Origin of the sequence: Streptomyces sp. NPDC057682 (assembly GCF_042799575.1) — a bacterium.
Taxonomy (GTDB): domain Bacteria; phylum Actinomycetota; class Actinomycetes; order Streptomycetales; family Streptomycetaceae; genus Streptomyces.
In genome coordinates this window covers 68,688-93,163 of sequence record NZ_JBHVIN010000023.1, presented here as the reverse complement: position 1 = coordinate 93,163, position 24,476 = coordinate 68,688, and the positions used below count along the sequence as shown (strand labels likewise).

General features: G+C 71.6%; 18 protein-coding genes. 6 read left to right on the top strand and 12 right to left on the bottom strand.

The features are described 5' to 3' along the window. Positions 1 to 15: 15 nt before the first annotated feature. The 5 genes from ACFVDM_RS33635 to ACFVDM_RS33615 form a co-directional block, all read right to left on the bottom strand. Positions 16 to 4,023 carry a carboxypeptidase regulatory-like domain-containing protein gene (locus tag ACFVDM_RS33635; RefSeq protein ID WP_383649449.1) on the bottom strand — a complete coding sequence of 1,336 codons (4,008 nt, stop codon included), beginning with the start codon at positions 4,021 to 4,023 and terminating at the stop codon, positions 16 to 18. A 789-nt stretch (positions 4,024 to 4,812) separates the two neighbouring features. Next, positions 4,813 to 5,847, bottom strand: coding sequence for a LacI family DNA-binding transcriptional regulator (locus ACFVDM_RS33630; protein ID WP_383649445.1), 1,035 nt, complete (start codon positions 5,845 to 5,847; stop codon positions 4,813 to 4,815). Between the two features lie 41 nt (positions 5,848 to 5,888). After that, a complete protein-coding gene (locus ACFVDM_RS33625) occupies positions 5,889 to 6,755 on the bottom strand; it encodes a carbohydrate ABC transporter permease (RefSeq protein WP_383649441.1) in 867 nt (288 codons plus the stop codon). Further along, the gene (locus tag ACFVDM_RS33620; protein WP_383649436.1) at positions 6,752 to 7,678 is read right to left on the bottom strand and encodes a carbohydrate ABC transporter permease; all 927 of its coding nucleotides are present in this window, start codon (positions 7,676 to 7,678) and stop codon (positions 6,752 to 6,754) included. The genes ACFVDM_RS33625 and ACFVDM_RS33620 overlap by 4 nt, the downstream gene beginning before the upstream one ends. Further along, the gene (locus tag ACFVDM_RS33615; protein WP_383649432.1) at positions 7,675 to 8,997 is read right to left on the bottom strand and encodes an ABC transporter substrate-binding protein; all 1,323 of its coding nucleotides are present in this window, start codon (positions 8,995 to 8,997) and stop codon (positions 7,675 to 7,677) included. The genes ACFVDM_RS33620 and ACFVDM_RS33615 overlap by 4 nt, the downstream gene beginning before the upstream one ends. Before the next feature lie 181 nt (positions 8,998 to 9,178). Between ACFVDM_RS33615 and ACFVDM_RS33610 the strand changes: the two genes are divergently transcribed. Continuing rightward, positions 9,179 to 11,224 (top strand): beta-galactosidase, encoded by a 2,046-nt coding sequence (locus tag ACFVDM_RS33610; protein ID WP_383649430.1) that lies wholly within the window; start codon positions 9,179 to 9,181, stop codon positions 11,222 to 11,224. 59 nt (positions 11,225 to 11,283) lie between these two features. Next, positions 11,284 to 12,846, top strand: coding sequence for an arabinogalactan endo-beta-1,4-galactanase (locus tag ACFVDM_RS33605; RefSeq protein ID WP_383649425.1), 1,563 nt, complete (start codon positions 11,284 to 11,286; stop codon positions 12,844 to 12,846). 50 nt (positions 12,847 to 12,896) lie between these two features. On the opposite strand, the gene ACFVDM_RS33600 is transcribed toward ACFVDM_RS33605, so the two are convergent. The 6 genes from ACFVDM_RS33600 to ACFVDM_RS33575 all read right to left on the bottom strand — a co-directional run bounded on the left by ACFVDM_RS33600 (position 12,897) and on the right by ACFVDM_RS33575 (position 18,758). Then, positions 12,897 to 13,919, bottom strand: a complete 1,023-nt coding sequence (locus ACFVDM_RS33600) for a VOC family protein (protein WP_383649419.1) — start codon at positions 13,917 to 13,919, stop codon at positions 12,897 to 12,899. Between the two features lie 90 nt (positions 13,920 to 14,009). Continuing rightward, entirely contained in the window at positions 14,010 to 14,903 is an 894-nt protein-coding gene (gene thpD, locus ACFVDM_RS33595; RefSeq protein WP_383649415.1) for an ectoine hydroxylase, read from the bottom strand. Positions 14,904 to 14,907: 4 nt separating this feature from the next. Further along, positions 14,908 to 15,306: an ectoine synthase gene (locus ACFVDM_RS33590; RefSeq protein ID WP_383649411.1), complete on the bottom strand. Its 399-nt coding sequence runs from the start codon at positions 15,304 to 15,306 to the stop codon at positions 14,908 to 14,910. A 95-nt stretch (positions 15,307 to 15,401) separates the two neighbouring features. Further along, positions 15,402 to 16,658: a diaminobutyrate--2-oxoglutarate transaminase gene (gene ectB / locus ACFVDM_RS33585; protein WP_383649695.1), complete on the bottom strand. Its 1,257-nt coding sequence runs from the start codon at positions 16,656 to 16,658 to the stop codon at positions 15,402 to 15,404. A gap of 143 nt (positions 16,659 to 16,801) precedes the next feature. Then, entirely contained in the window at positions 16,802 to 17,332 is a 531-nt protein-coding gene (gene ectA, locus ACFVDM_RS33580) for a diaminobutyrate acetyltransferase (RefSeq protein WP_383649408.1), read from the bottom strand. Positions 17,333 to 17,651: 319 nt separating this feature from the next. Continuing rightward, positions 17,652 to 18,758 carry a pyridoxal-phosphate-dependent aminotransferase family protein gene (locus tag ACFVDM_RS33575; RefSeq protein ID WP_383649405.1) on the bottom strand — a complete coding sequence of 369 codons (1,107 nt, stop codon included), beginning with the start codon at positions 18,756 to 18,758 and terminating at the stop codon, positions 17,652 to 17,654. A 170-nt stretch (positions 18,759 to 18,928) separates the two neighbouring features. On the opposite strand from ACFVDM_RS33575, the gene ACFVDM_RS33570 reads away from it, so the two are divergent. The 3 genes from ACFVDM_RS33570 (at position 18,929) to ACFVDM_RS33560 (ending at position 22,067) form a co-directional block, all read left to right on the top strand. Beyond that, positions 18,929 to 20,029, top strand: coding sequence for an amidohydrolase family protein (locus ACFVDM_RS33570; RefSeq protein ID WP_383649402.1), 1,101 nt, complete (start codon positions 18,929 to 18,931; stop codon positions 20,027 to 20,029). 343 nt (positions 20,030 to 20,372) lie between these two features. Continuing rightward, complete coding sequence (locus ACFVDM_RS33565; RefSeq protein WP_383649398.1) at positions 20,373 to 21,521, top strand: SCO1860 family LAETG-anchored protein; 1,149 nt, start codon at positions 20,373 to 20,375, stop codon at positions 21,519 to 21,521. Between the two features lie 150 nt (positions 21,522 to 21,671). Beyond that, on the top strand, positions 21,672 to 22,067 hold the full coding sequence (locus ACFVDM_RS33560; RefSeq protein WP_383649395.1) for a group 1 truncated hemoglobin: 396 nt from the start codon (positions 21,672 to 21,674) through the stop codon (positions 22,065 to 22,067). Here the strand turns inward: ACFVDM_RS33560 and cobC are convergent. Continuing rightward, the gene (gene cobC / locus ACFVDM_RS33555) at positions 22,057 to 23,649 is read right to left on the bottom strand and encodes an Rv2231c family pyridoxal phosphate-dependent protein CobC (RefSeq protein ID WP_383649391.1); all 1,593 of its coding nucleotides are present in this window, start codon (positions 23,647 to 23,649) and stop codon (positions 22,057 to 22,059) included. The two genes, ACFVDM_RS33560 and cobC, sit on opposite strands and share 11 nt — an antisense overlap. Positions 23,650 to 23,736: 87 nt before the next feature. Between cobC and ACFVDM_RS33550 the strand changes: the two genes are divergently transcribed. Further along, positions 23,737 to 24,459 (top strand): ZIP family metal transporter, encoded by a 723-nt coding sequence (locus tag ACFVDM_RS33550; protein ID WP_383649388.1) that lies wholly within the window; start codon positions 23,737 to 23,739, stop codon positions 24,457 to 24,459. Positions 24,460 to 24,476 lie beyond the last annotated feature (17 nt).

Sequence of the window (24,476 nt, the reverse complement as noted above, 5' to 3'; positions counted from 1 at the left end):
GGCCCGCCGCGGTCCCTATGCCTTCTTCAGAGTGAAGTCAGTGGTCACGGTTCCCTTCTTGACGACCTTGACGGTGGCCACTGTCGGGGCGTAACCGTCCTTGGCGGCGATCACGGTGAGAGGGTTGTTGCGGGCGTCCAGCCAGAGCGCGTAGTGGCCGTCCTTGTCCGTGATCAGGGTGTACGAGGACGCCCATGAGTCGATCTGTACGGTCGCCCCCTTGAGGGGTGCCGTGGCGCCGGTGGCCGACCTGCCGAGCACCGTTCCGGTGATCTTGCCCCACGTGTTCGGCGGGGCCACCGTCATGGTGACGGGGACCGGTGCCACGGCGTAGGGGGTACTGGTCGCGATGCCGATCCGGGCCGTGAACTCACCGGGCTGGGTGATCTCCTCGACCGAGGCGTTCAACGCCACCGTGACCGAGACGCTGTCCCCCGGGTGGAGTTTGAACTCCGGGAGGTCCAGCGACAGCCAGCTGACGTCCGAGCCGCCGGCCTGGTCGTAGCCGGCCAGTAGTTCCACTGCCGTGGACGGGGAACTGGGAGCGTCGGCCCCACCGACCTTGTAGAAGCCGGGAGCACCGCCGCCGCGGTAGGTCGCCACGTCGGCGTTGGGCAGGGGGGACCAGGCCCCGGCGGCCGGGTCGTAGGCGTACCCCGCATTGGTGAGGGCGCCACCGCTGACACCGGAGGAGACCAGCAGCAGACCGTTGGCCGACGTGTAGGACGAGGCCCACACGGTCTTCGGCATGTCCGGCAGAGCCGACCAGGAGTCGGTGGCGGGGTCGTAGGCGTACGCGGACTTCAGCTCACCGGCGCTGTTGGTGCCGCCGGCGCAGTACAGCAGCCCGCTGATGGTGCCGCAGGACTCCCAGGCGACGTTCTCCGGGTAGTTCGCCGCGGTGGACCACGAGTCGTCCGACGGGTTGTACACCGTCACCGCGGTGGAGCCGCACGTGGTGGTGCAGCCGCCGACGGAGTACAGCCTGCCGTTCAGGACCGCGGAGCCCGCGCCCGCCAGCGGAGCCGGCGAGGAGGCACCGGTCGTCCAGGTGTTGGAGGCGGGGTCGTAGATCTCCAGCTTGGCGTCAGGATCCCCGTCGGCGCCCCAGCCGCCGGCGATGTACAACTTCCCGTCGATGAAGCCGCGGGCCGGCGCCTCCCGGGTGTCGGCCGCGTCGGCCAGCTTCGTCCAGCCGTCCGCCGCGTCGTAGGAGTACAGCGACCTGGTGTCGTCCGTACCGTCGTAGCCGAACGCCGAGTAGATCGTGCCGTCGTTCACGGCGACCGCGTTGTCCATGATGGCCTCGGGCAGATCGGCCACCGTCTGCCAGGCGTCACCGCCTTCGGCCGCGGAGGCCGTGGCACCGGCGGTTCCGCCGGCCTTCCGGCTCTTCGACGACAGGGGCGAGTAGGACCCCTTCTCACTGATCAGCGGGGCGCCCGAAGCGGCCGGTGTGGAGGCGCCGCTCTTCTCGTCCAGCTTGACGGTGGCGTCGGCGCCACCGGTGTTCTTGATCGTGACGGTTCTGGTGGCCGCACCGCCCCAGGCGAGCGGGGCGGTGACCGCGGCGGGGGTGACCTTCAGACGCCCCGCCTTGAGGGAGAAGTTCTTTGTCACGGTCGAGTCGGCGGCGAAGGTCACGGCCTTGGAGGCGCTGGTGTACTTGGCCTTCGCGGCCGTCACCGTCTGCTTGCCGACCGGCGCGAAGGCCCAGAAGAAGCCGTCGCCGAGCGCCGCGTCGTCCGGGGTGGCGGCCGAGGTCGTGCTCACGGCGCCGTCGCCGGTGCCGGTGAGCGTCCCACCCGCGATGCCGGCACCGGTGTTGGCATCGGTGACCTGCCCGACGACAAGGCCGCCGGGGACGGCCGACAGACCGCGGGAACCGATGAACACGTCATCGAGCTGCCACCACCAGCTGAACTTGCCGGTGAAGTGGAACCGCACCCGGACATCGGACTCGCCTGCCTGGCCGGTGAGCGCGACGGTGACCTTGGAGCCGGTGACGGCGGTGGTGTGCGAGGAGACCTTGGTCCAGGTGGCGCCACCGTCCGAGCTCACCTCGACGTCGGCCTTCTGGCCGGAGTACGGCTTGTAGCTGGTCCGGTAGCTCAGCTCGGGCAGCTCCGTGTCCGAGAAGTCGTAGGAGGGGCTGGTCAGTGTGGAGTCCTGGACCTTCCCGCTGCCCGCCTTGTCGCTGTCCACGATGGCGAAGGCGCCCGTGCCGCCGGTGGTGTTCGTCCGCTTGCCGGGGTCGTCGAACTGCCATCCGCCGGTGGTGCCCTCGGCGTTGTCGACGGTCCAGCCCTCGGGTGCCGACGTGGTCGAGTCGAAGGGCTCGGTGACGCCCTCGTCCGTCGCGGTGTACCCCGGCGCGGTGCCCGCCCAGGCGTCCACCGGCAGGGTCACATTGGCGGAGACCGCCGAATCGCCCACGGTGACGTCCTTGGAGGCGCTCCGGTAGCCCGGGTAGTTGCTGGTGACCTTCAGGGTGTACGACGTGCCGGCCGGGAGGTCGACCGCGTAGGTGCCGGTGGCCGGGTCGGTCTCGACGGGCGCGCCGGGCGCCCCCTCGACGCTGATGGCCGCGTAGAGCGGCCAGCCGTGGCCGGAGCCGTCGGTCACCTTGCCGGACACGGTCCGGGTCGGGACCGGGGTGAGCGCGAGGTTCCTGGTCACCGTGGAGCCGTCGGTGATGTCGACGCCGGGGAAGGTGGCCGTGGTGTAGCCGTAGGCAGCGACCTCGAGGTCGTAGCTGCCCGGCGGAAGAGTCAGCGCGTAGGAGCCGTCGGCACCGGACGTGGCCCGGGAGTCGCCCGCGGTGATCTCCGCGCCCGCGACGCCTTCGCCGGTGGTGGTGTCGGTGACGCTCCCGTTCAGTACGCCGTGCGGTCCGCTGCGGAAGGCCTGCACGCCGTTGGGCGTGCCGAGACCGGTCGGACCGTCCCAGCCCGTACCCGCACCGCACAGCTTGGCCGGGGTGCAGGAACCGTTGGTGCCGTCCACGACGTCGTTCAGACCGCTGCCGCCGGCCGCGTAGGGGTAGGCGGCCGGGTAGGAGCCCGCGGGCGGGGTGCCGGCGGCCGCGTACACGCCGGCGATGATGGGCGAGGAGGCGCTGGTGCCGCCGTAGACGGCCCAGCCGTCCCCGCCGTAGGTCTGGTAGACCGAGACACCGGTCAACGGGTCGGCGACCGCGGCGACATCGGAGACCGCGCGCCTGTCGCAGTCGGTGCCGACACCCTCCTGCCAGGCCGGTCGGGCCTCGTAGAGCGAGCAGCCGGAGCCCGGTCCGCCGTAGCTGTTGAACCAGACCGATTCGGACCAGCCGCGGGCGGTGGAGGAGTCCTGCTCCAGGGCCGTGCCGCCCACGGAGGTCACGTACTGGGAGGCGGCGGGGTAGGAGACGCCGTACGCGCTGTCGCCCGAGGAGGCGACCACGGCGACGCCCGGGTGGTTGTAGTGGGCGTCGAACTCCGTGGTCTCCGCCGGGTCCTCACCACTGCCCGGGACGCTGGAGTAGCCCGTGCCGTAGGAGTTCGAGACGTACTTGGCGCCCTGCGCGACCGCCTGGTCGACCGAGGCGCCCATGTCCTCGAAGCTGGCGGAGTCGGCTTCGACCAGGACGATCTTCGCGTACGGCGCGGCGGCCGAGACCATGTCCAGGTCGAGCGAGATCTCACCGGCCCAGCCGCTGTCGGCCGCCGGGTAGTCGGTGCCACCGCGCTGGTCGACCTTCTTGAAGCAGCCGTTGTCCGTGGTGCAGGCCGGCAGTCCGTACTGCGCACGGTAGACCGCGAGGTCTTCCTCGGCCGTCGGGTCGTCGTAGGCGTCGACGATGGCGATGGTCTGCCCCGCCCCGCCGTCGGCCGGCAGGTTGTAGGCACTCCGGAGCGCGGTGGCGCCCCACCCGTCCGGGGTGGCGGCGTCGGGCTGGATGCCCTTGCCGGCGCTCACGTCGGTGCGGCGCAGAGCGAAGCAGCGGACGTGGCCGGGTCCGGGATCGGCGCAGGAGGCCTCCACGGACGGTTTCGTGGTCGGGTCAGCACTCGCGGAAGCCGTCGCGGTCGCCGCCGGAGCGGTGAGTCCCAGTAACGCGATGGCTGAGGCGCCGGCCAGGGCGGTCAGCCCCGTCCAGGCGGATCTTGTCCGTCTGGCAGCCGGTCTGGATATGCCGGTGACAGTCAATTGCGTGTCTCCCATGGGATGCACGGGTCGACCACACGCTTTTCAGGTCGACGGCGAAGGGTTTTCGCCGTTCACCACTTAGCCGTTATGTGGGAGGCATGTGTCAATGATGCGATCGTTAATTGTTTATTTCTCGCGGATCGAAGCGGTCGAAGTGGCGTCGGGGCGGGCCGGGCCGGGTGGACCGTGATCGGCGGCGTGTGGTCGGAGGGTAGTCCGAACACGCCGGAGTGGTGCGTTCTGTTTCGGCCACATGGTCATGGTTCATGGGGCCAGGGATTCCGGGGCGGTGTCGGTGACCGGCGCGCTTGTTGAGGGAGGGGTATTTTCCCGACTGGTTTCGGACATGATTTGTGTAGGTGCCACGTGTGTGGAGGATTTCTGCCTTCGGATATTAATGGAAAATGTCACTCCGCTTGCGGGTTACCTGTGACGGTTAGCCGATCGGGCGGAAAAGACGCGAAGCGGGAAATGTTTGTCCGACGTGATCCGGCGAAGATACCGGCGGATCCGGGGGGTCAAACCCGGCTCCGGGTTCCCCTCGCCGCGTATTGGTCTAGACCGCATCGCGCTACCCGCAGGGGCGCCGGCGGGCCGTGAGCCACGGGCGCCGGGACGCCCCCGTCACGCCGACCCGCGCCGGACCAGCTCCGTGGGCAGTATCACCGCGGCCGGGTCCTCCCCGCCGATCTGGGCCAGCAGCACCCGGACCATCTCGGCGCTGATCCGGTCCCACGGCTGGCGGATCGTCGTCAGGGCGGGCCGGGAGGCGAGCGCCGCGGGGGAGTCGTCGAAACCGCCCACCGCCACGTCGTCCGGCACGCTGCGGCCGGCCTTCTCCAGCGCCGCGAGGACCCCCTGCGCCATCAGGTCCGAGGCCACGAAGACCGCGTCCACGTCCGGCGCGCGCTCCAGCAGCAGCGCGGCCGCCGCCTCCCCGCCCGCCCGGCTGTAGTCGCCGGGCACGATCAGCGCCTCGTCGGCGGGCAGCCCGCAGTCGGCCAGCATCTCGCGGTAGCCCGCGAGCCGCTCCACCCCGCCGGGGGTGTCCAGCGGGCCGCTGACCGTACCGATCCGGCGGCGCCCCGACTCGTACAGGAAACGCACCATGTCCCGGGCGCCGTCCCGGTCGTCGGCCGCCACATAGCTGACCTTCGAGCCCTGGCCGAGCGGTTTGCCGCAGGCGACCAGGGGGACGCCGGCCGCGTGGAGCTGGGTGGCGACCGGGTCGCCGGAGTGGCTGGAGACCAGCAGCACCCCGTCGACATGGCCCGCGATGTAGCGCATGTTCCGGCGGCGCTCGGCCTCCGTGCCCGCGATCATCAGCAGCAGCGGGATGTCGTGCGCGGCGAGCGCGCTGGTGCAGCCGCGCAGCAGCACATTGAAGTTCGGGTCCTCGAAGAACCGCTCCTGGGGCTCGGTGAGCAGGAACGCCACCGAGTCGGAGCGGCCCGTGATCAGCGATCTGGCGTGCCGGTTCACGGTGTAGCCGGTCTTGCGGATCGCGGCGTTCACCGCGTCGAGGGCCGCCGGGCTGACGTTGTGGCCGCCGTTCAGCACCCGGGAGACCGTGCCACGGGAGACCCCGGCCTCCCGTGCCACGTCATGGATGGTCGGCGGCCGTCGGCGTCCCGATCCGGTCTGTTCTGTGCGGCTCATGGTGCGTGATCTTTCATCAAGTGTCGCCCCGACGGGGCCCGTCAGGACTTTACGGCCCCGGAGAGCAGGTCGAGGCTCCAGAACCGCTGGACGACCAGGAACAGGGCGATCAGCGGGACGATCGCCAGCAGCGCCCCCGTGATCACCAGCGTATAGAGGGCGGGGGTGGACGCGCCCTGCTGGAGCAGGGTGAACAGTCCCAGGGTGACCGGGAACTTCTCGTCGTTGCCGAGCATGATGTACGGCAGCAGGAAGTTGTTCCAGATCGCGACGAACTGGAACAGGAAGACGGTCACCAGGCCCGGCACCATCATCGGCAGCGCGATGGTGCGGAAGATCCGCCACTCCCCGCCGCCGTCCATCCGCCCGGCCTCGACGACGTCACCCGGCACGGCCGCCGCCGCGTAGATCCGGGCCAGATAGACGCCGTACGGGGAGAGGATCACGGGAAGCATCACCGACAGGTAGGAGTCGGTGAGGTCGGCCTTCGCCATCAGCAGGTACTGCGGGACGGCGAGGATCACCGGCGGCATCAGCACCCCGGCCAGCAGGATGTTGAAGATCGTCTCCCGGCCCCGGAAGCGGTACATCGCGAGCGCGTAGCCGGAGACCGCGGAGACGGCGGTGGACAGCAGGGCGCCGACGCCGGCGTACAGGGCCGAGTTGGCCATCCACCTCCAGTAGACCCCGTCCCGGTACGCCGAGAGGTCGGCGACGTTGTCCGCGAAGCCGGAGCCGGGCAGGAAGGTGAAGGTGGAGAACAGCTCGCCGCCGGACTTCGTCGAGGCGACGAGGATCCAGGCGACCGGCAGCAGGCAGTACAGGGCCCCCAGCAGCAGCGCCGCCGTGGGCACGAGGGCGAAGCGGCGGCGGGCCGCGGCCGGCGCGGCCGGGTGCGTCGTGGTCACGGGGCATCCCCCTGCTTCGTACGGGAGTTGGCGACCTTGAGGAAGCCGAAGGACAGGGCCAGGGTGACGAAGGCGATGATGACCGCCTGGGCGGCCGCCGCGTAGATGTCGTTGTTGACGAAGGCGTCCTGGTACACCTTCATCAGCGGACTCCAGGTGGTGGAGAGCGAGTTGGTGAGCGGCTTCAGCGTCGTCGGCTCGCTGAACACCTGGAGGGTCGCGATGATCGAGAAGAAGAAGGTCAGCACCAGCGAGGGCGCGACCATCGGGATCTTGATCCGGAGCGCGATCTGGAGCTGCGAGCAGCCGTCCAGCCGGGCCGCCTCGAAGATCTCGGCGGGGATGGCGCGCAGCGAGGTGTAGATGACGATCATGTTGAAGCCGGTGCCGCCCCAGACCGCGATGTTGGCGAGCGCGAGGTAGAGCGGGCCGCCGTCGAGCAGATCGGGTTGCGGCAGGCCGGCCCTGTCGAGCAGGAAGTGGAACGGGCTGACGTCCGGCAGGTAGAGGAATCCCCACATCAGGGCCGCGACCACGCCGGGGATCGCGTACGGGAGGAAGATCGCCAGCCGGGTGAAGCCGCGCAGCCGGATCCGTTCGGTGTCCAGGAGCAGCGCGAAGAGCAGGGCGAGGCCCAGCATGACGGGGACGACGATCGCGCCGTAGCCGAGGATGCGCAGCGCGCCGTGCAGCAGTTCGGAGTCGGCGAGCGCCTGGCGGTAGTTGGCGAGTCCGGCCCAGACCTCCTTGCGCGCGCCCCTGCCGAGGCCCAGTCCGCTGACCTCGGTCCGGCGCAGGCTGAGGTGGAGGGCGTAGCCGATGGGCAGCGCGAAGAAGAGCAGGAAGAGGACGGTGGCGGGGATCAGGAAGGCGTACGGGGCGCTCTTGACCCCGTACGGCTTCCGGCGGCGTGCGCGTGTCACTCGGAGACTCCGAAGCCCTGCTTCTTCAGGTCGGCGACGGTGGCGTCCTGCATCGCGGTGAGCGCGGGGCCGAAGGCGGAGCGGTTCTTGGCGGCGCCGGCGAAGTTGTCCTTGAACGCGGTGTACGCGACGTTCACGTTCGGGCCCCAGGCGGCGGGGGCGGTGCCCTTGGCGATCTTCGCGGCCTCGGTGTAGAAGTCCGGCTGGTTGGAGAAGTAGGCCGGGGGCTTGGCGAGCGCGCCGCCGGTCTGGGCGGCGGTGGCGGCGGGGTAGATCCCGCTCTCCTTCACCAGGGCGGCGAGTGCGGCGGAGTCGGTGTTCAGCCACTTGGCGAAGGTGGCCGCGGCCTCCTTGTGCTTCGAGTCGTTGGTGACGGCGGTGGAGGAGCCGCCCCAGCTGCCGGTGACGTTCTCGCCGGCCGTCCACTGGGGGAGCGGGGCCATGGCCCACTTGCCGGCGGTGTCGGGGGCGGCGGTGTTCAGGGTGCCGGGCGCCCAGACGGCGCTGACCCAGGCGATCTGCTTGCCGGTGTTGAGCGCCTTGTTCCAGGCCGGGGTGTACATCGGCTGGTTGTCGATGGCGCCCTCCTTGACGAGGCCGCCCCAGAAGTCGGCGACCTTGCGGGTGGCCGGGTCGTCGATGGCGACCTTCCACGTGTCACCGGAGGTGGTCCACCACTGGGCGCCGGCCTGCTGGGCCAGGCCCGCGAAGAGGCCGGAGTCGTTGGAGGAGAAGGTGGTGAGGTCCTTGTCCGGGGCCTTCTTCTTCAGCGCGCGGGCGGTCTCGGCGAACGCCTCCCAGGTGGTGGGCACGGTCAGCCCGTACTGGGCGAAGAGGTCCTTGCGGTAGTAGAACATCAGCGGGCCGGAGTCCTGCGGCAGCGCGTACAGGGCGTCCGAGCCCAGCGTCGCCTGCTGCCAGACGCCGTCGGCGAACGCGCCCTTCGCGTCGCCGGCCTCCTTGGATATGTCGGCCAGCACGTCGTTGGAGACCAGGGTGGGCAGTGCCTGGTACTCCGCCTGCACCAGGTCGGGGGCCTTGTGCGCCTTCGCCGCGGTGATGATCTTGGTGACCAGGTCGTCGCCGCTGGCCTGCTTCTTCACCGTGACGGTGATGCCGGCCTTCTTGCCCTCGCCCTTGTTCCAGAGGTCCGCGACCTTGTCCAGGCCGGGGGCCCAGGCCCAGTAGGTGAGCGAGACGGGGCCGGAGGCGGCCGGGCCGTCGCCGCTGCCGTCGTCGTCCGACGAGCCGCAGCCCGTGAGCAGTGCGGTGGCGGCGAGCGAGGCGGCCGCACAGGCCGCGACGATGCGGTACTTCATGGAGGTCTCCCCTGACGAGAAGCGAGGGTGCAGCGCCTGATGTGCGCTGTGAGCGTTCACAGTAGAGAAACGAAACCGACACTTGTCAATGGTTGTTGCTGTGCGGTTATGTTGGCTCTGTGCCGCCGAGACGGTGTGTGCACGTTCCCAGAAGTTGTATCAAAGAGCCCAGGAGACACCCATGCCGCACACCCCTCGCGCGACCGCTCCGCAGGGTCTGCACCAGCTGGCCTTCGGGGGCGACTACAACCCCGAGCAGTGGCCGGAGGAGGTCTGGCACGAGGACATGCGCCTCATGCGGGAGGCCGGCGTCACCATGGTCAGCGTCGGGATCTTCTCCTGGGCCCTGCTGGAACCCGACCCCGGCCGCTACGACTTCGGCTGGCTCGACCGCCTCCTGGACCTGCTGCACGCGGGCGGCGTCCGCGCCGACCTCGGCACCCCCACCGTCGCCCCGCCCGCCTGGTTCTACCGCGCCCACCCCGAGGCGCTGCCCGTCGACCGGGACGGCACGCGCTACGCCTTCGGCTCACGCGGCGCGATCTGCCACAGCAACCCCGACTACCGGGCCGCCGCCGCGAACATCACCGAACAGCTCGCACGCCGCTACGCGGACCACCCGGCCCTCGCCCTCTGGCACGTCCACAACGAGTACGGCGTCCCGGTCAGCGCCTGCTACTGCGACCACTGCGCCGCCCGCTTCCGCCGCTGGCTCGCCGACCGCCACGGCTCCGTCGAGGCGGTCAACGAGGCCTGGGGCACCGCCTTCTGGGGCCAGCGCTACCGGAGCCTCGACGAGATCGACCCGCCGCGCACCACCCCCACCGTCGGCAACCCCGCCCAGCACCTCGACTACGCCCGCTTCGCCGACGCCACGATGCGCGAGAACTTCCGCGCCGAACGGGACCTGCTGCACCGGCTCGCCCCCGGCATCCCGGTCACCACCAACTTCATGACCGCGCTCAGCCAGTGCGACTCGGTGGACTACTGGGCCTGGGGCCGCGAGGTCGACCTCGTCACCAACGACCACTACCTGATCACCGACGGCCGCCGCACCCACGTCAACCTCGCCATGGCCGCCGACCTCACCCGCTCGGTGGCGGGCGGCGCCCCCTGGCTGCTCCTGGAGCACTCCACCAGCGGCGTCAACTGGCAGCCCCGCAACCCGGCCAAGCGCCCCGGCGAGATGGCCCGCAACAGTCTGGCGCACGTGGCACGCGGCTCGGAGGGCGCGATGTTCTTCCAGTGGCGGCAGTCCCGGCAGGGCGCCGAGAAGTTCCACTCCGCGATGGTCCCGCATGCCGGTACGGACTCCCGGATCTGGCGCGAGGTCTCCCGCCTCGGCGCCGACCTCGGCCTGCTGGACGGCATCCGCACCACCCGGACCGTCGCCGACGCGGCCATGGTCTGGGACTGGCAGTCCTGGTGGGCGCAGTCCCTGGAGTGGCGGCCCAGCCAGGCCCACGACGCCCGCGAGCGCGCCGACGCCTACTACGCCGCTCTCTACGACCGCCACCTCACCGTCGACTTCGCGCACCCGGACGCCGACCTGTCCGGCTACCCCCTCGTCGTCGTACCGGCCCTCTACCTCGCCACCGAGGAGACCGGCCGCAATCTGCGCCGGTACGTGGAGGGCGGCGGCACCCTCGTCGTCTCGTACTTCTCCGGCATCGTCGACACCAACGACGCCGTGCACCCCGGTCCGTACCCGGGCGCGCTGCGGGACGTGCTGGGGCTGACCGTCGAGGAGTTCTCCCCGCTCGGGGAGGGCGAGACGGTCCGGCTGATCACGCCCGAGGGCGCCCCCGAGGGACCGGAGCTGACCGCCGACCTCTGGACCGACGTGGTGGTCCCGCGCGGCGCCGAGACCCAGTGGTCCTACGCCGACGGCATCCCGGCCGGCCGGCCCGCCGTCACCCGCCACCGCCTCGGCGAGGGCACCGCCTGGTACGTCTCCACCCGGCCGACCGCCGCCGGTCTGGACGCCGTCCTCGACCGCGCCTGCGAGGACGCCCGCATCGCGCCCCGCACCGGCCTCCCGCACGACGTCGAGGCGGTCACCCGCACCGGCGAGGCCGGCACGTACCTCTTCCTGATCAACCACACCGGGAGCGAGGCCAAGGTGCCGCTCGACGCCCCCGGCACCGAACTCCTCACCGGAGAACCGGCCACCGGCCATCTCGCCGTCCCGGCGGGCGGCGTCCGCGTGGTCCGCCTCGACGGCTGAGGACGCACGACCCGTTTCACCCCCGCACCTCCCGCACAACGGTCGAAGGGACATCGACGATGTACGGAACGACGCACGGCAGAAGGAGAGCGGGGGTGCTGGTGGCCTCGCTCACCGGCCTCCTGCTGGCCGCACTCCCGGCCCTCCCCGCGCACGCGGCCACCACCACCCCCGTCAACACCGGCTTCGAGTCGGGTGCCACCGGCTGGTCGACGTACTCGGCCACCGGGCAGAACACCGCCTCCTTCACCGAGGCCGGCGGCCACGGCGGCAGCACCCGGCTCAGCCACTGGTCCGCCTCCGCCTACAAGGTGGAGACCTACCAGTACCTCACCGGTCTCACCGACGGCACCTACACCCTGAGCGCGTGGGTGCGGTCCAGCGGCGGCCAGAACTCCGCCTACCTCGCCCTGCGCAACTGCGGCAGCGCCGAACAGCGCACCGATCTGCCGCCCACCGCGAACGGCGCCTGGATCCGCCTCGTCACCTCCGTGAAGGTGGTCGGCGGCGCCTGCACCCTCAGCCTCAACTCCGACGCCCACGCGGGGGAGTGGGCCAACTTCGACGACATCGCCTTCGCCCCCGGCTCCACCGGCCTCACCGTGAAGGGCGGTGACCTCTCCACCCTCCCGAAGAACGAGGCCCACGGCGCCGTCTACCGCTCCGCGAGCGGCGCCACCGGCGACGCGACGGGCCTGCTGCGCTCCGCCGGGATGAACTACGTCCGCCTCAAGGTGTGGGTGAACCCGGCCGACGGCTACAACGACAAGGCCCACGTCCTCGCCATGGCCAAGCGCGCCAAGGCCCTCGGCATGAAGGTCCTCGTGGACTTCCACTACTCCGACAGCTGGGCCGACCCGGGCAAGCAGAACAAGCCCGCCGCCTGGGCCGGACACGGCTACGCACAGCTGCGCACCGACGTCTACACCCACACGTACGACGTACTGAACGCCCTCAAGGCACAGGGCACCACCGCCGACATGGTCCAGATCGGCAACGAGATCAACGCCGGGATGCTCTGGCCCGAGGGCTCCACCGACCACTGGTCCCAGCTCGCCGGACTGCTCACCTCCGGGGCGAACGCGGCCAAGGCCGTCTCCTCCGGCACGAAGGTGGCCCTGCACCTGGCCAAGGGCGGCGACAACGCGGGCACCCGCTGGTGGTTCGACAACGCCGTCGCGTACGGAGTGCCCTTCGACGTCGTCGCGCTCTCGTACTACGGCTACTGGCACGGGCCGCTCTCCGACCTCCAGACCAACCTGGACGACGCCGCCGCCCGCTACGGGAAGCCGGTGCTGGTCGCCGAGACCGCCTACGCCCACACCCTCGCGGACGCCGACGGGCTGGAGAACAACATCGCCACCGCCGGCCAGCTGGTCAGCGGCTATCCCGCCACCCCGGCCGGGCAGGCCGCCAACCTCCGCGACGTCCTGAACGTCGTCGAGGCCGTGCCCGGCGGCCGGGGACTGGGCGCGGTCTACTGGGAGCCGGCCTGGACCGCCGTCGCCGGCAGCGGCTGGGACCCGGCCGACCCCGCCTCGGGCAACGCCTGGGAGAACCAGGCCCTGTTCGGCTACGACACGAAACTGCTGCCGGCCGCCTCCTGGTTCTCCCACCGGTAGGGCCTTCCGTTCGGATCACGCCGGGCCCGCTCCCGATCCGAACGGCGACGCTACGCCTGCGGGGCCTCCTCCGGCGGGGCCCCGCGCCACTTCCACGAGGTGCGGCGCTCATGGCCGGGCAGGGCCGTGCGGCCGGTGCACCACAGCAGCACGGCCCAGCGGTCCTCGTCCTCGGGGGCGTCGGGGAAGAGCCGGGCCAGCACCCGGTCGCAGAGATCCTGCGGCGGTGCCCACGTCAGCGAGAGCCCGGCGGCGACGTCCTGGGTGTGCACCAGGGTCTCCACGATGCCCATCGCGGCGAAGCCCTCCGGATCGGAGGGCCCGTAGGAGTGGAAGGAGCGGGTGGCGGGCGGGGTCGTGCGGACCATCGCGCTCAGCAGGGCGCCGCCCGTCTCCACGGTCTTCAGCAGCCCGGCGACGCCCGTCTCCGGGTCGGCCCAGACCGCGTTCCAGGGCCCGCCCTCGCGCCGGGGCGCCCAGTGGTACGGCACGTGCGTCTCCAGCGAGGGCGTGCCCGGGGCGAGTTGCACCGCGTACGAGAACAGGTCGTCCTGCAGATGGTCGACCGTCTCCCAGCAGTCCCAGGTGAGGTCCCCCGCCGGAACGTGCCAGTCCCGGTCCGCCGCCGCGCCCAGCGTCTCCACGCACAGCGCCACCGTCGCCGTCACGTCGTCCGCCGTCACCGGCCGGCGCGTCCCGGTCAGCCGCGCCCGCTCCTCGGCACCGCACTCCACACAGAACTCGTTGCCCTCCGGATCGGCCAGCGTCACCCACCCCCGCCCGTTCGGCCTCCGGTGGTCCCCGACCACCGTCGCCCCGAGCGCCAGCAGCCGTTCCACCTCCTCGTCCCGCGTCCGGTCGGGCATGACGTCGAAGTGGACCCGGTTCTTGGTGCGCTTCGGCTCGGGCACGGTGACGAACAGGAGCGCCGCGCCCGGGGTTTCGAGCAGCGCCTCGGGATCACCGGGCAGGTCGTCGTCGGCCAGCGAGCCCCCCAGCACCCGGGCCCAGAACGAACCGAGCTCGTAGGCGTCCGCGCAGTCGATGGTGACGTGATGTACGTGTGAGGTCATGGGCCCACTGTTTCCCGGCGGGCTCCGCCGGGTCCAGCGGATATGACACGGGCGGGGCGGAACGCACCACGCGTCCCGCCCCGCGCATCCCTACCTCACCGGGGTGAAGTCCCGTGCCCCGATGAATTCCGGGCGGCGGACGGGGGCCGCGAACGGCTCCTGGGCTGCGTTCTCCACGCTGTTGAAGACGATGAAGACGTTGCTGCGCGGAAAGGGGGTGATGTTGTCCCCGGAGCCGTGCATGGCGTTGCAGTCGAACCAGGTGGCCGAACCGGGCTTGCCGGTGAAGAGCCTGATGCCGTGGCGGTCGGCCATCTTGGTCAGGGCGTCGTCGGAGGGGGTGCCGGCGTCCTGCATCTGGAGCGACTTCTTGTAGTTGTCCTTGGGCGTCTCGCCCGCGCAGCCGAGGAACGACTTGTGCGAGCCGGGCATGATCATCAGCCCGCCGTTGGTGTCGTGGTTCTCGGTCAGGGCGATCGACACGGAGACGGTCCGCATGCGCGGCAGTCCGTCCTCGGCGTGCCAGGTCTCGAAGTCCGAGTGCCAGTAGAAGCCGGAGGCGCCGAAGCCGGGCTTCACGTTGATCCGGGACTGGTGGACGTAGACATCCGAACCGAGGATCTGGCGGGCCCGGCCCACCACCCGTTCGTCGCTGACCAGCCGGGCGAAGACCTCGCTGATCCGGTGGACCTCGAAGACGGACCGGACGGCCCGGGACTTCGGTTCGATGATGGAGCGCTCGTCGGCGCGGACGGCGGGGTCGGCGATCAGCCGTTCCAGTTCGGCGTGGTAGCCGGCCACCTCGTCCGGGGTGATGAGCTGTCCGACGGTGAGGAAGCCGTCGTGCTCGTAGCCCTGGAGCTCCTTGGCGGTGATCGGACCCGGTGCGCCCGGCGCGGACCAGATGACCGGGTCCTGGCGGGGAGTGGTCATCTCGGCGGCGCCGCGCGAGGGGTACGGATCGGTGCGTACGTCGGTGGTCATGGGCTCAGCCCTCCTCGGTCAGCAGCGGGTAGACACCGTTCTCGTCGTGCTCCTCCCGTCCGGTGACCGGCGGGTTGAAGACGCAGACGCAGCGGAAGTCCGTCTTGGGGCGCATGGTGTGGTGCTCGTGGCCGTTGAGCAGATACATCGTGCCGGGCGTGATCCAGTGCTTCTCGCCCGTCTCGTCGTTGGTCAGCTCGGCCTCGCCCTCGACGCACAGCACGGCCTCGATGTGGTTGGCGTACCACATGGACGTCTCGGTGCCGGCGTACATGATGGTCTCGTGGAGCGAGAAGCCGACCTTCTCCCTGGCGAGCACGATGCGCTTGCTCTCCCAGGTGCCGGACTCGGCCTTCACATGCCGGTCGGTGTTCTCGATGTCGGCGAACGATCGGACGATCACGGTGGTTCGGTGCCTTTCTCTCTGCGGTGGTGGTGCCTGCGGTGGAGGCGGTACGGGGGCGGAGCACGCGGTGACGCACCGCCGGGGCCGTACGGTCAGGCGGTCTCGCGGACGGCGCGGGCCATGGTGCGCAGCCCCTCGTCCAGTTCCTCGGGGGTGATGGTCAGCGGCGGCAGCAGCTTCACGACCTCGCTCTGCGGGCCCGAGGTCTCCAGCAGCATCCCCAGTTCGAACGCGCGGGCGCAGACGGCCGAGGCGCGCGTCGGGTCGTCGAACTCCAGGCCCCACACCAGCCCCCGGCCGCGGAAGCGCGCGCTGTCGTGCTCGCCGCAGACGGCGAGCAGCGCCTGCTCGACCTGCTCGCCGCGCTTCAGGGTCTGCTTCTCCATCTGCCCGTCCGCCCAGTAGGCGTCCAGGGCCGCGGCGGCGGTGACGAACGCCGGGTTGTTGCCGCGGAAGGTGCCGTTGTGCTCGCCCGGCTCCCAGACGTCCAGCTCCGGCTTGAACAGGCAGAGGGACATGGGCAGTCCGTAGCCGCTGATCGACTTGGACAGCGTCACGATGTCCGGGGTGATGCCGGCCTCCTCGAAGGAGAAGAAGCCGCCGGTCCGGCCGCAGCCCATCTGGATGTCGTCGACGATCAGCAGCATGTCCTGGCGGTGGCACAGGTCCTGGAGCGCCCGCAGCCACTCGGCGCGGGCCACGTTGATCCCGCCCTCGCCCTGGACCGTCTCCACGATGACCGCGGCCGGGTGGTTGAGCCCGGATCCCTGGTCCTCCAGCAGCCGCTCGAACCAGAGGAAGTCCGGGACCTGGCCGTCGAAGTAGTTGTCGAACGGCATCGGCGTGCCGTGCACCAGCGGGATGCCGGCCCCGGCCCGCTTGAACGCGTTGCCGGTCACCGCCAGCGAGCCCAGCGACATGCCGTGGAAGGCGTTGGTGAACGAGACCACGGACTCGCGACCCTTGACCTTGCGGGCCAGCTTCAGCGCGGACTCGACCGCGTTGGTGCCGGTCGGGCCGGGGAACATCACCTTGTACGGCAGGTCGCGCGGGCGCAGGACGACGTTCTGGAACGTCTCCAGGAAGGCGCGTTTGGCGGTGGTCGCCATGTCCAGGCCGTGGGTGAGGCCGTCGCGTTCGATGTAGTCGATCAGCGCGCGCTTGAGCACCGGGTTGTTGTGGCCGTAGTTGAGCGAGCCCGCGCCGGCGAAGAAGTCGAGGTAGGTGTGGCCGTCCTCGTCGGTGAGCCGGGCGCCCTGCGCCCGGTCGAAGACGGCGGGCCAGCCGCGGCAATAGCTCCGTACCTCGGACTCCAGGGTCTCGAAGACGCTGAGATCCGGAGGAGTCATGCCGTAGGCATGCCGGTTGAGGGCGGTGGTGGGAGACGGGCGGGCAGGCGGGGTGATGGTCACAGCGGGTCTCCTGCGTGAGGGGGGTGTGACGGGCGGTGAAGAGGCTGCCGGCGGGCGGTGCCCCGTCGGCACGGTGGCGCTCAGGTGTGGAACGGGCCGATGCGGTAGAGCACTTCGGGCAGATGCGTGTCCTCGGGGAACAGCGCGCCGTCGAAGAGCACCTCGCGCTCCAGCGCCACGTCGTGGCGGCGCGCGTACGAGGTGAACAGCCGGTCCGATGCCGTGTTGTCCGGGGTGACGGTCGTCTCGACGGAGGCGAGACCCTGTTCGGCGGCGACCCGCGCGGTCAGGCTGTCCAGCAGCTTCCCCGCCAGGCCGGTGGCGCGGTGGCCGGCGTCGACGGCGACCTGCCAGACGACGAGCGTCTCGGGCCGGTCGGGCCTGATGTACCCGGTCACGAAGGCGACCGGGGCGCCGGTCTCGTCGCGCGCGACCACGGAGGTCGCCGCGAAGTCACGGCACCACAGCAGGTAGCTGTACGAGGAGTTGAGGTCCAGGACCTCGGAGTCGCGGGCGATACGCCAGATCGCGGCCCCGTCCTCCACTCGTGGGATGTCGATGGTGATGAATTCGCTTCGGGCACGGGCACAATCTGCTGGTGCGGCGGTCATGTGAATTGAATTTACCCAGCAAATTTCCAAACCGCATCGAGGGAAGGGGTTGGGTGAAAGCGTTCCCTGTGCTATCACGCGAGCGCGCACACCGGCGCGAGGCCTCTGGGTTTTCGGGTGATTTGAGCGGAATTAAACGGGCATAGTTCCCACGGTGTGGAGTCGGTCACAAGCTCGTAACTCTCGTGGCACACCGGAGAATTGTGTGGAGTGATCGCCCGGAAAACCCAGGTGTTTAGCCCGGGGGAAAGCGGGCAGAAGAATGCGGGGAGCTGCCCGGAATTAGGCAGCTCCCCGCACGGTGGAATAACGCTGGAATTTATTCGCTGGGCCAGGTTTCCGAAACGGCCTTCCGGGCAGCTTCCAGATCGACGGGCCGGCCCGTGTCGGCCAGCGCGGCCCCCAGTGCCGCCAGCGAGGACAGCACCGCGCCCCGCGTCGCGTCCACCCCGTAGTGATTGACCCGGATCATCTCCTTGGACAGCGCCCCGCCCCCCGCGATCAGCGGCAGCGACGGGTCGGCCGCGAGCGCCTGCGCGACCAGCGCCGAGGCGTCCACACCCTCGGGCGCGCGCAGCGTCGTCGCCACCGGCGCCGCGTCACGGGCCTCGTGCACATACGGGGCCAGACCGCCGCCGAGCGCCCGCGCACCGGCCCGGGTGGCCGCGGCCGCCGCCGCGTGGCGGGCCATGACGGCCTCGGCGCCCTCTGCCTCGATCCGCTCCACGCACGCCTCCAGGGCCAGCATCTCCAACTGCGCCGGGGCGTGCGGCAGCGCCCGGCGGCCGGTGTCGATCCAGCGCTCCTTCCAGTCCAGCAGGGAGAGGTAGGAGCGGCGCGGCGCCTGCGGGTTGGCGGCCATCCGCTCCCAGGCGCGGGCGCTCACCGACACCGCCGAGACCCCGGCCGGCCCGCCCATCGCCTTCTGCGCGCCGATCACGCACAGGTCCACGCCCCAGACGTCCGGCAGCAGCGGTTCGGCACCCACCGAGGCGACGGCGTCCAGCATGAACAGCGCCCCGTGGGCGCGGACGACCTCGCCGATCTCCGCGACCGGGTTGGTGTTGCCGGTGGCGGCCTCCGCGTGGACCAGCGAGACGAAGTCGATCTCGGGGTGCGCGGCCAGCGCCTCGGCGACCTGCTCGGCGGTGACGGCCGTGTGGAAGGGCACCGCGAGGTCGACGACCTCGGCGCCGCAGTCGCGCAGCCAGTTGCCGAAGGTCTGCCCGTACGGTCCGGTGACGACGTTCAGGGCCGTGGAACCGGGCCGGGCGCCGCCCCGGATGCAGCCCTCCAGCGGCAGGAGCGCCTCGCCCTGCGTGATGACGACGTCCTGCTCGGTGGCGAGGAGGCGGGCCACCCGCCGCTCGATCGCCGCGAAGTGCGCGGCGGTGAGCGGGGTCAGATCGAGGAAGGGGTGCGTCACGGCGGGGCTCTCTTCGGAATCGGATCGATGTGCGGCCCGGCCTGCCGGCCGTGCCTGCACCGAGGGTACCCAGGGGGTCCGGGAGGGCCCGCGCGGACCGTCCCGGCCCGTCCGCCGGCCCCCCGGTCCGGGGGTGGGGGCCCGGCCGGAGGGCTCGTACAGTGCTGTGCATGAGCGATCACGAGGCGGCGCGGGTACTGCGGGTGGAGGGCCGGGTGCTGGTCGGCCCGGACGACGTCAGGGACGGGCTCTGGGCGGTCGGCGGACGGGTCACGTACGAACGGCCCCCGGGCGCGGACGGGGCGGACGTCGTCACCGGATGGGTGCTCCCGGGCCTGGTCGACGCCCACTGCCACGTCGGGCTGGACCACCACGGCGCGGTCGACGCGGCCACCTCCGAGAAGCAGGCCCTCGACGACCGGGCGGCCGGGGCGCTGCTGCTGAGGGACGCGGGCTCACCGGCCGACACCCGGTGGATCGACGACCGGGAGGACCTGCCGAAGATCATCCGGGCGGGCCGCCACATCGCCAGGCCGCGCCGCTACACCCGCAACTACGCCCATGAGATCGAGCCCGGTGACCTGGTGGCGTACGTGGCGCGGGAGGCCCGGCGCGGGGACGGCTGGGTGAAGCTCGTCGGCGACTGGATCGACCGCGAGGTGGGCGATCTGACCGCGTGCTGGCCGCGCCGGGAGGTCGAGGCGGCCATCGCCGAGGCGCACCGGCTGGGCGCCCGGGTCACCGCCCACTGCTTCGCCGAGGACGCGCTCGTCGACCTCGTGGAGGCCGGGATCGACTGCATCGAGCACGCCACGGGGCTGACCGAGGACACGATCCCGCTCTTCGCCGAACGCGGTGTCGCGATCGTGCCGACCCTGGTCAACATCGCCACCTTCCCCGAGCTGGCCCGGGGCGGCGAGGCCAAGTACCCCCGCTGGTCCGCCCATATGCGCCGGCTGCACGAGCGCCGCTACGACACGGTGCGCGCGGCGTACGACGCCGGGGTGCCGGTGTTCGTCGGCACGGACGCGGGCGGGGTGCTGGCCCACGGACTGGTGGCCGACGAGGTGGCCGAGCTGGTCCGGGCGGGGATCCCGCCCCTGGAGGCGCTGTCCGCGACGGCCTGGGGCGCCCGTGCCTGGCTGGGCAGGCCCGGTCTGGAGGAGGGCGCCCCGGCCGATCTGGTGGTGTACGACGAGGACCCGCGCGCGGACGTCCGTGTGCTGGCGGCCCCGCGCCACATCGTGCTGAACGGGCGGGTCGTGGGCTGACGGACGGCCCTTGCCCCCGCGTCCCGGACCGCCGCGGTCCGGGACGCACCGGGTTGACCGGCAGTGACCCCGGGCGTATCCGGTCGTTGGAATGGTCCGCCCGAGCCGTGCGGGCGTCGTGGGGAGCCACCGCGCTCGGTGAAACGGGTGAACCCGAGGAACACACGTGCCGGAATATTCGAATACAGACGCGGAAACCCCCCTTTGGGGTGAACTCACCTCGGGTGCCCGCCAGTTCACCCTCTGTGCGTAAAGATTCACGGAGTCGAGGCCACCGGTGCCCACGATGTCCCCCATTGGACGGCGCCGGCGGCTCCATGTCTCTTGTGGGGGTTCCACCATCTTGAACAGCAACACCTTCCGTCTCGCCGCCCTGGCGGCCGCCGCCACCCCCGTCGCCCTGCTGGTGACCGTCCCGGCGCAGGCCACCGCCGCTCCGGCCACCACGACCACCGGCGACGGGAAGGCGAGCGCGGTCGTGCTCCGCACCGCCCTCGACGTCTCGCTGCTCAACAAGGCGATCGACGTGCCGCTCAAGGCCACGCTCAACGAGGTGAGCGCCCCGCGGAGCGCCGAGCGGACCGCGCTCACCGTGAAGCTGGACGGGGTGGAGAGCGGACGGCCGGTCCACGTGCTGCGCGCCGACGTGGCCACCGCGCGGGCGACCGTCGAGCGGCACCGCGCCGAGGGCTACAGCAACGTGGTCCGGGCCCGGCTGCACCTGCCCGGTCTGCCGCTGCTCTCGCTCGTCGAGGTCGAGCAGGTCACCTCGAAGGCCGTCTGCGAGACGGGACACCGGCCGGTCGCCGAGTCGAACGTGCTGGGCCATGTGAAGGTGCTCGGCAAGCGCGTCACCCTGTCCGCCGGAGGCACCACCCGGGTCGCCGTCCCCGGCGTCGGCTCGGTGACGCTGGACCTCTCGAAGACCAGCACCACCACCCGAACCGCCGCCGCGGTCGCCCTCCAGCTGAAGGTCGCCGTCAACCCGCTCGACCTCAACGTCGCCGATGTGAAGGGCGATGTCACGCTCGCCGAGGCCACCTGCGAGACGCCGAAGCCGGGCGGCGACGGCGCGAGCACCGGCGGCTCCACCAGCGGCGGCTCGGACAGCGGCGGTTCCACCAGCGGTGGCGGCTCCGACAACGGCGGTGCGAGCAGCGGCGGTTCGGGCGACGGCGGCTCCACCACGGCCGGTTCGACCGGCGGCGGCTCCACCGACGGCGGCTCCACCGACGGCGCCTCGAACAGCGGCGGTTCGGGCGACGGGGGTTCGGGCAACGGCGGCGCCACCTCCGGATCCGGCACCATGGGCTCCACCGGCGGTGACGTCACGACCCAGACCGGCACCGACCGGACGCCGCAGTCCACCGACGCCGACCTCGCCGAGACCGGCAGCAGCTCCAGCACGCCGTACATCGCCGGCGGCGCGGCCCTGCTGCTCGCGGCCGGTGCCGCGGCGACGGTCGTGGCCAGGCGCCGCTCGCAGAACTGACCGGGGCCCGACGGTGACGGCGGGGGGCCGTCACCGGGGACGGGGAGCGGTGTTCACAGTCGGAACGCCGCTCCCCACTTCCCTGTCCGCACCTGTGGATTCCGGCCAACCGAGTCCCGGCGGCCCTCTTCGACGCTATGTTCGACTGCCATGGATCAGACCAAGGAATCGGCGACCCCGGACCCGGCGCCGACGAGCATCTTCGACCGGATCGGCGGCGCCGACGCCGTCGCGGCCGTGGTGGACCTCTTCTACGTACGCGTCCTGGCCGACGACGAGCTGGCTCCCTACTTCACCGGCACGGACGTCGACCGCCTCAAGGCCCACCAGCGCGCCTTCGTCGGCAGCGCCCTCGGTTCCCCCGGCGCCTACGCCGGCCGCGGCATGAACCGCGCGCACCAGGGACTCGACATCACCGGCGCGCACTTCGACCGCGTGGTGGACCACCTCGCCGCCTCGCTGACCGAGGCCGGGGTCGACGACGTCACGATCGGCGAGATCGCCGCACGCCTCGCCCCGCTCAAGCCGGAGATCGTCAGCGGCTGACCGCCGAGAGCGCCTGGAGCGCCAGATCGAATGCCTGGAGGAAGCGGTTGGTCGTCGCGCGGTCCCGTACGGCCAGCCGCAGCCACTCGGCACCGAGCCCCGGAAAGGTGTCACCGCGCCGGGCCGCGAAGCCCAGCATCCGCAGCCGCTCCCGGATCTCCGCCGCCCGCTCCAGCCGCACCAGGACGAACGGCCCCCGGGCCGGCTCCACCACCTCGACCTCGGTGAACTCCCGCAGCCCCGCCACCAGATGGGCCCGGTCCACCGCGATCCGCTCCGCCGCCTCGGCCGCCTCCGCCAGCGCCCGGGGCTCCATGCACGCCTCCGCCGCCGCCAGGGCCGGGGAGGACACCGGCCACAGCGGCTGCGCCTCCTCCAGCAGCCGTACGGTCTCCGGCTCCGCCGCCACATAGCCGATCCGCAGCCCGGCGAGTCCCCAGGTCTTGGTGAGACTGCGCAGCACGACCAGCCCGGGGACGTCCGTACGGCCGCACAGCGCCTCGCGCTCGCCCGGCACCGCGTCCATGAACGCCTCGTCGACCACCAGCGTCCGCCCCGGCCGGGCCAGCCGCTCCAGCACCGCCGCCGGATGCAGAACGGACGTGGGATTGGTCGGATTGCCGACCACCACCAGATCCGCCTCGTCCGGTACCTCGGCCGGATCCAGCCGGAAGCCGTCCGCGGCCCGCAGCAGCACCCGCCCCACCTCGTGCCCGGCCGCGCGCAACGCCGCCTCCGGCTCGGTGAACTGAGGATGCACCACGACCGGCCGACGGGCCGGCAGCGCCCGTGCGATCAGTACGAACGCCTCCGCCGCGCCGGAGGTCAGCAGCACGCGCTCCGGTGCGAGACCGTGCCGGGCGGCGACGGCCGCACGTGCCGTGCGGCCGTCGGGATAGGCGGCGAGCGTGCCCAGTGAGGCCGCTATCCGCTCGGTGAGCCAGTGCGGCGGCGTTCCGGCCCGTACGTTGACGGCGAGATCGGTCAGATCCCTGCCCTGTCCCCGTACCTCGGCGTCACCGTGATGGCGCAGGTCGTGTCTGCCCGCGCCGGAGGCGTCGGGACTATCCGTGGGAATGTACATGACCGCCATGGTGGGGGTGGGGGGACGGTGGGGAGGGCCGTCGTGATCCGGGTGGGTGCACGGCAGAACGACTATGCGCCCCGTACCCGGCTTCACGCAACGGTCCGGGGCGGGGACCGCACCGCCGACATGCCCGCCGACGTGCCCGCCGGGCGTGCGCCGGACCACCGCGCAGGTCGCCTTCGCCGGACCGCCCCGGACGCGTGACTTCCGTTTGGGGACGAGGAGTTCACCGCCCCCGGCGAGCGCGGCGGCCTCCGCCACCGAGGGCGTGCCGGTCGCGGCGAGCGGCGCCCCGGACGGATGGGGCACCATGATTCCGGCCAGTACGGAGGCCGGATACGAACGCAGCGGCACCCCGAGCAGGGCCGCCGCCGCGACGATCCCCGGCTCGTCCGCCTTCGTGTCGACGGTCACCAGCTCCGCCACGGGGGGCACCCCCGGACCGGCGACCGCCAGCGCCTCCCGGACCAGTGCGACGACCTCCTCCGCGCCCACCCCCCGGGACGCCCCCACTCCGACGACCAGCTCCGCGCCGCCCGTCCGGAGATGCGGGGACCCGGATCCATCGGCTAGCAAGACCCCATGGCGGTGTTCGTCGCGCTCGGCGCGTTCCTCATGACCCTGGCCGGCGGCTGGGTCGCCCAGCGCGTCACCGACCGCCGCCACCTGGTGCTCGGATTCGCCGGCGGACTGATGCTCGGCGTGGTCGGTCTCGATCTGCTGCCCGAGGCCATCGAGGCCGCCGGCGGCCTCGTCCTCGGCGTACCGGCGGCCCTCCTCCTGTTCGTCGGCGGCTTCCTCTTCGCGCATCTGGTGGAGCGTCTGCTCGCCGTCCGCCAGGCCGCCCACGGCGCAGGCGAGGAACGCGTCCCCCAGGTCGGGCTGACCGCCGCGGCCGCCATGGTCGGCCACAGCCTCATGGACGGGGTGGCGCTCGGCGCCGCCTTCCAGGTCGGCGGCGGCATGGGAGCCGCCGTCGCCCTCGCCGTCATCACCCACGACTTCGCCGACGGCTTCAACACGTACACGATCACCAGCCTGTACGGGAACGCCCGCCGCAAGGCGCTGACGATGCTGTACGCGGACGCGGCCGCCCCCGTCGTCGGCGCGGCGACGACCCTCGTGTTCACCCTTCCGGAGGAACTGCTCGGCTGCTATCTCGGCTTCTTCGGCGGGGCGCTGCTCTACCTCGCCGCCGCCGAGATCCTGCCCGAGGCCCACCACGACCACCCGGCCCGCTCCACCCTGCTGTTCACCGTGGCCGGGGTCGGCTTCATCTGGCTGGTCGTCGGCCTGGCCCAGTGACCCCCGGCGGTGCGCCC

Coding starts and splice junctions, on each gene's coding strand:
- ACFVDM_RS33630 (WP_383649445.1), bottom strand. CDS start 5,847: ATGAGCCGCACAGAACAGACCGGATCGGGACGCCGACGGCCGCCGACC.
- ACFVDM_RS33615 (WP_383649432.1), bottom strand. CDS start 8,997: ATGAAGTACCGCATCGTCGCGGCCTGTGCGGCCGCCTCGCTCGCCGCC.
- ACFVDM_RS33610 (WP_383649430.1), top strand. CDS start 9,179: ATGCCGCACACCCCTCGCGCGACCGCTCCGCAGGGTCTGCACCAGCTG.
- ACFVDM_RS33605 (WP_383649425.1), top strand. CDS start 11,284: ATGTACGGAACGACGCACGGCAGAAGGAGAGCGGGGGTGCTGGTGGCC.
- ACFVDM_RS33600 (WP_383649419.1), bottom strand. CDS start 13,919: ATGACCTCACACGTACATCACGTCACCATCGACTGCGCGGACGCCTAC.
- thpD (WP_383649415.1), bottom strand. CDS start 14,903: ATGACCACCGACGTACGCACCGATCCGTACCCCTCGCGCGGCGCCGCC.
- ectB (WP_383649695.1), bottom strand. CDS start 16,658: ATGACTCCTCCGGATCTCAGCGTCTTCGAGACCCTGGAGTCCGAGGTA.
- ectA (WP_383649408.1), bottom strand. CDS start 17,332: ATGACCGCCGCACCAGCAGATTGTGCCCGTGCCCGAAGCGAATTCATC.
- ACFVDM_RS33570 (WP_383649402.1), top strand. CDS start 18,929: ATGAGCGATCACGAGGCGGCGCGGGTACTGCGGGTGGAGGGCCGGGTG.
- ACFVDM_RS33560 (WP_383649395.1), top strand. CDS start 21,672: ATGGATCAGACCAAGGAATCGGCGACCCCGGACCCGGCGCCGACGAGC.
- ACFVDM_RS33550 (WP_383649388.1), top strand. CDS start 23,737: ATGGCGGTGTTCGTCGCGCTCGGCGCGTTCCTCATGACCCTGGCCGGC.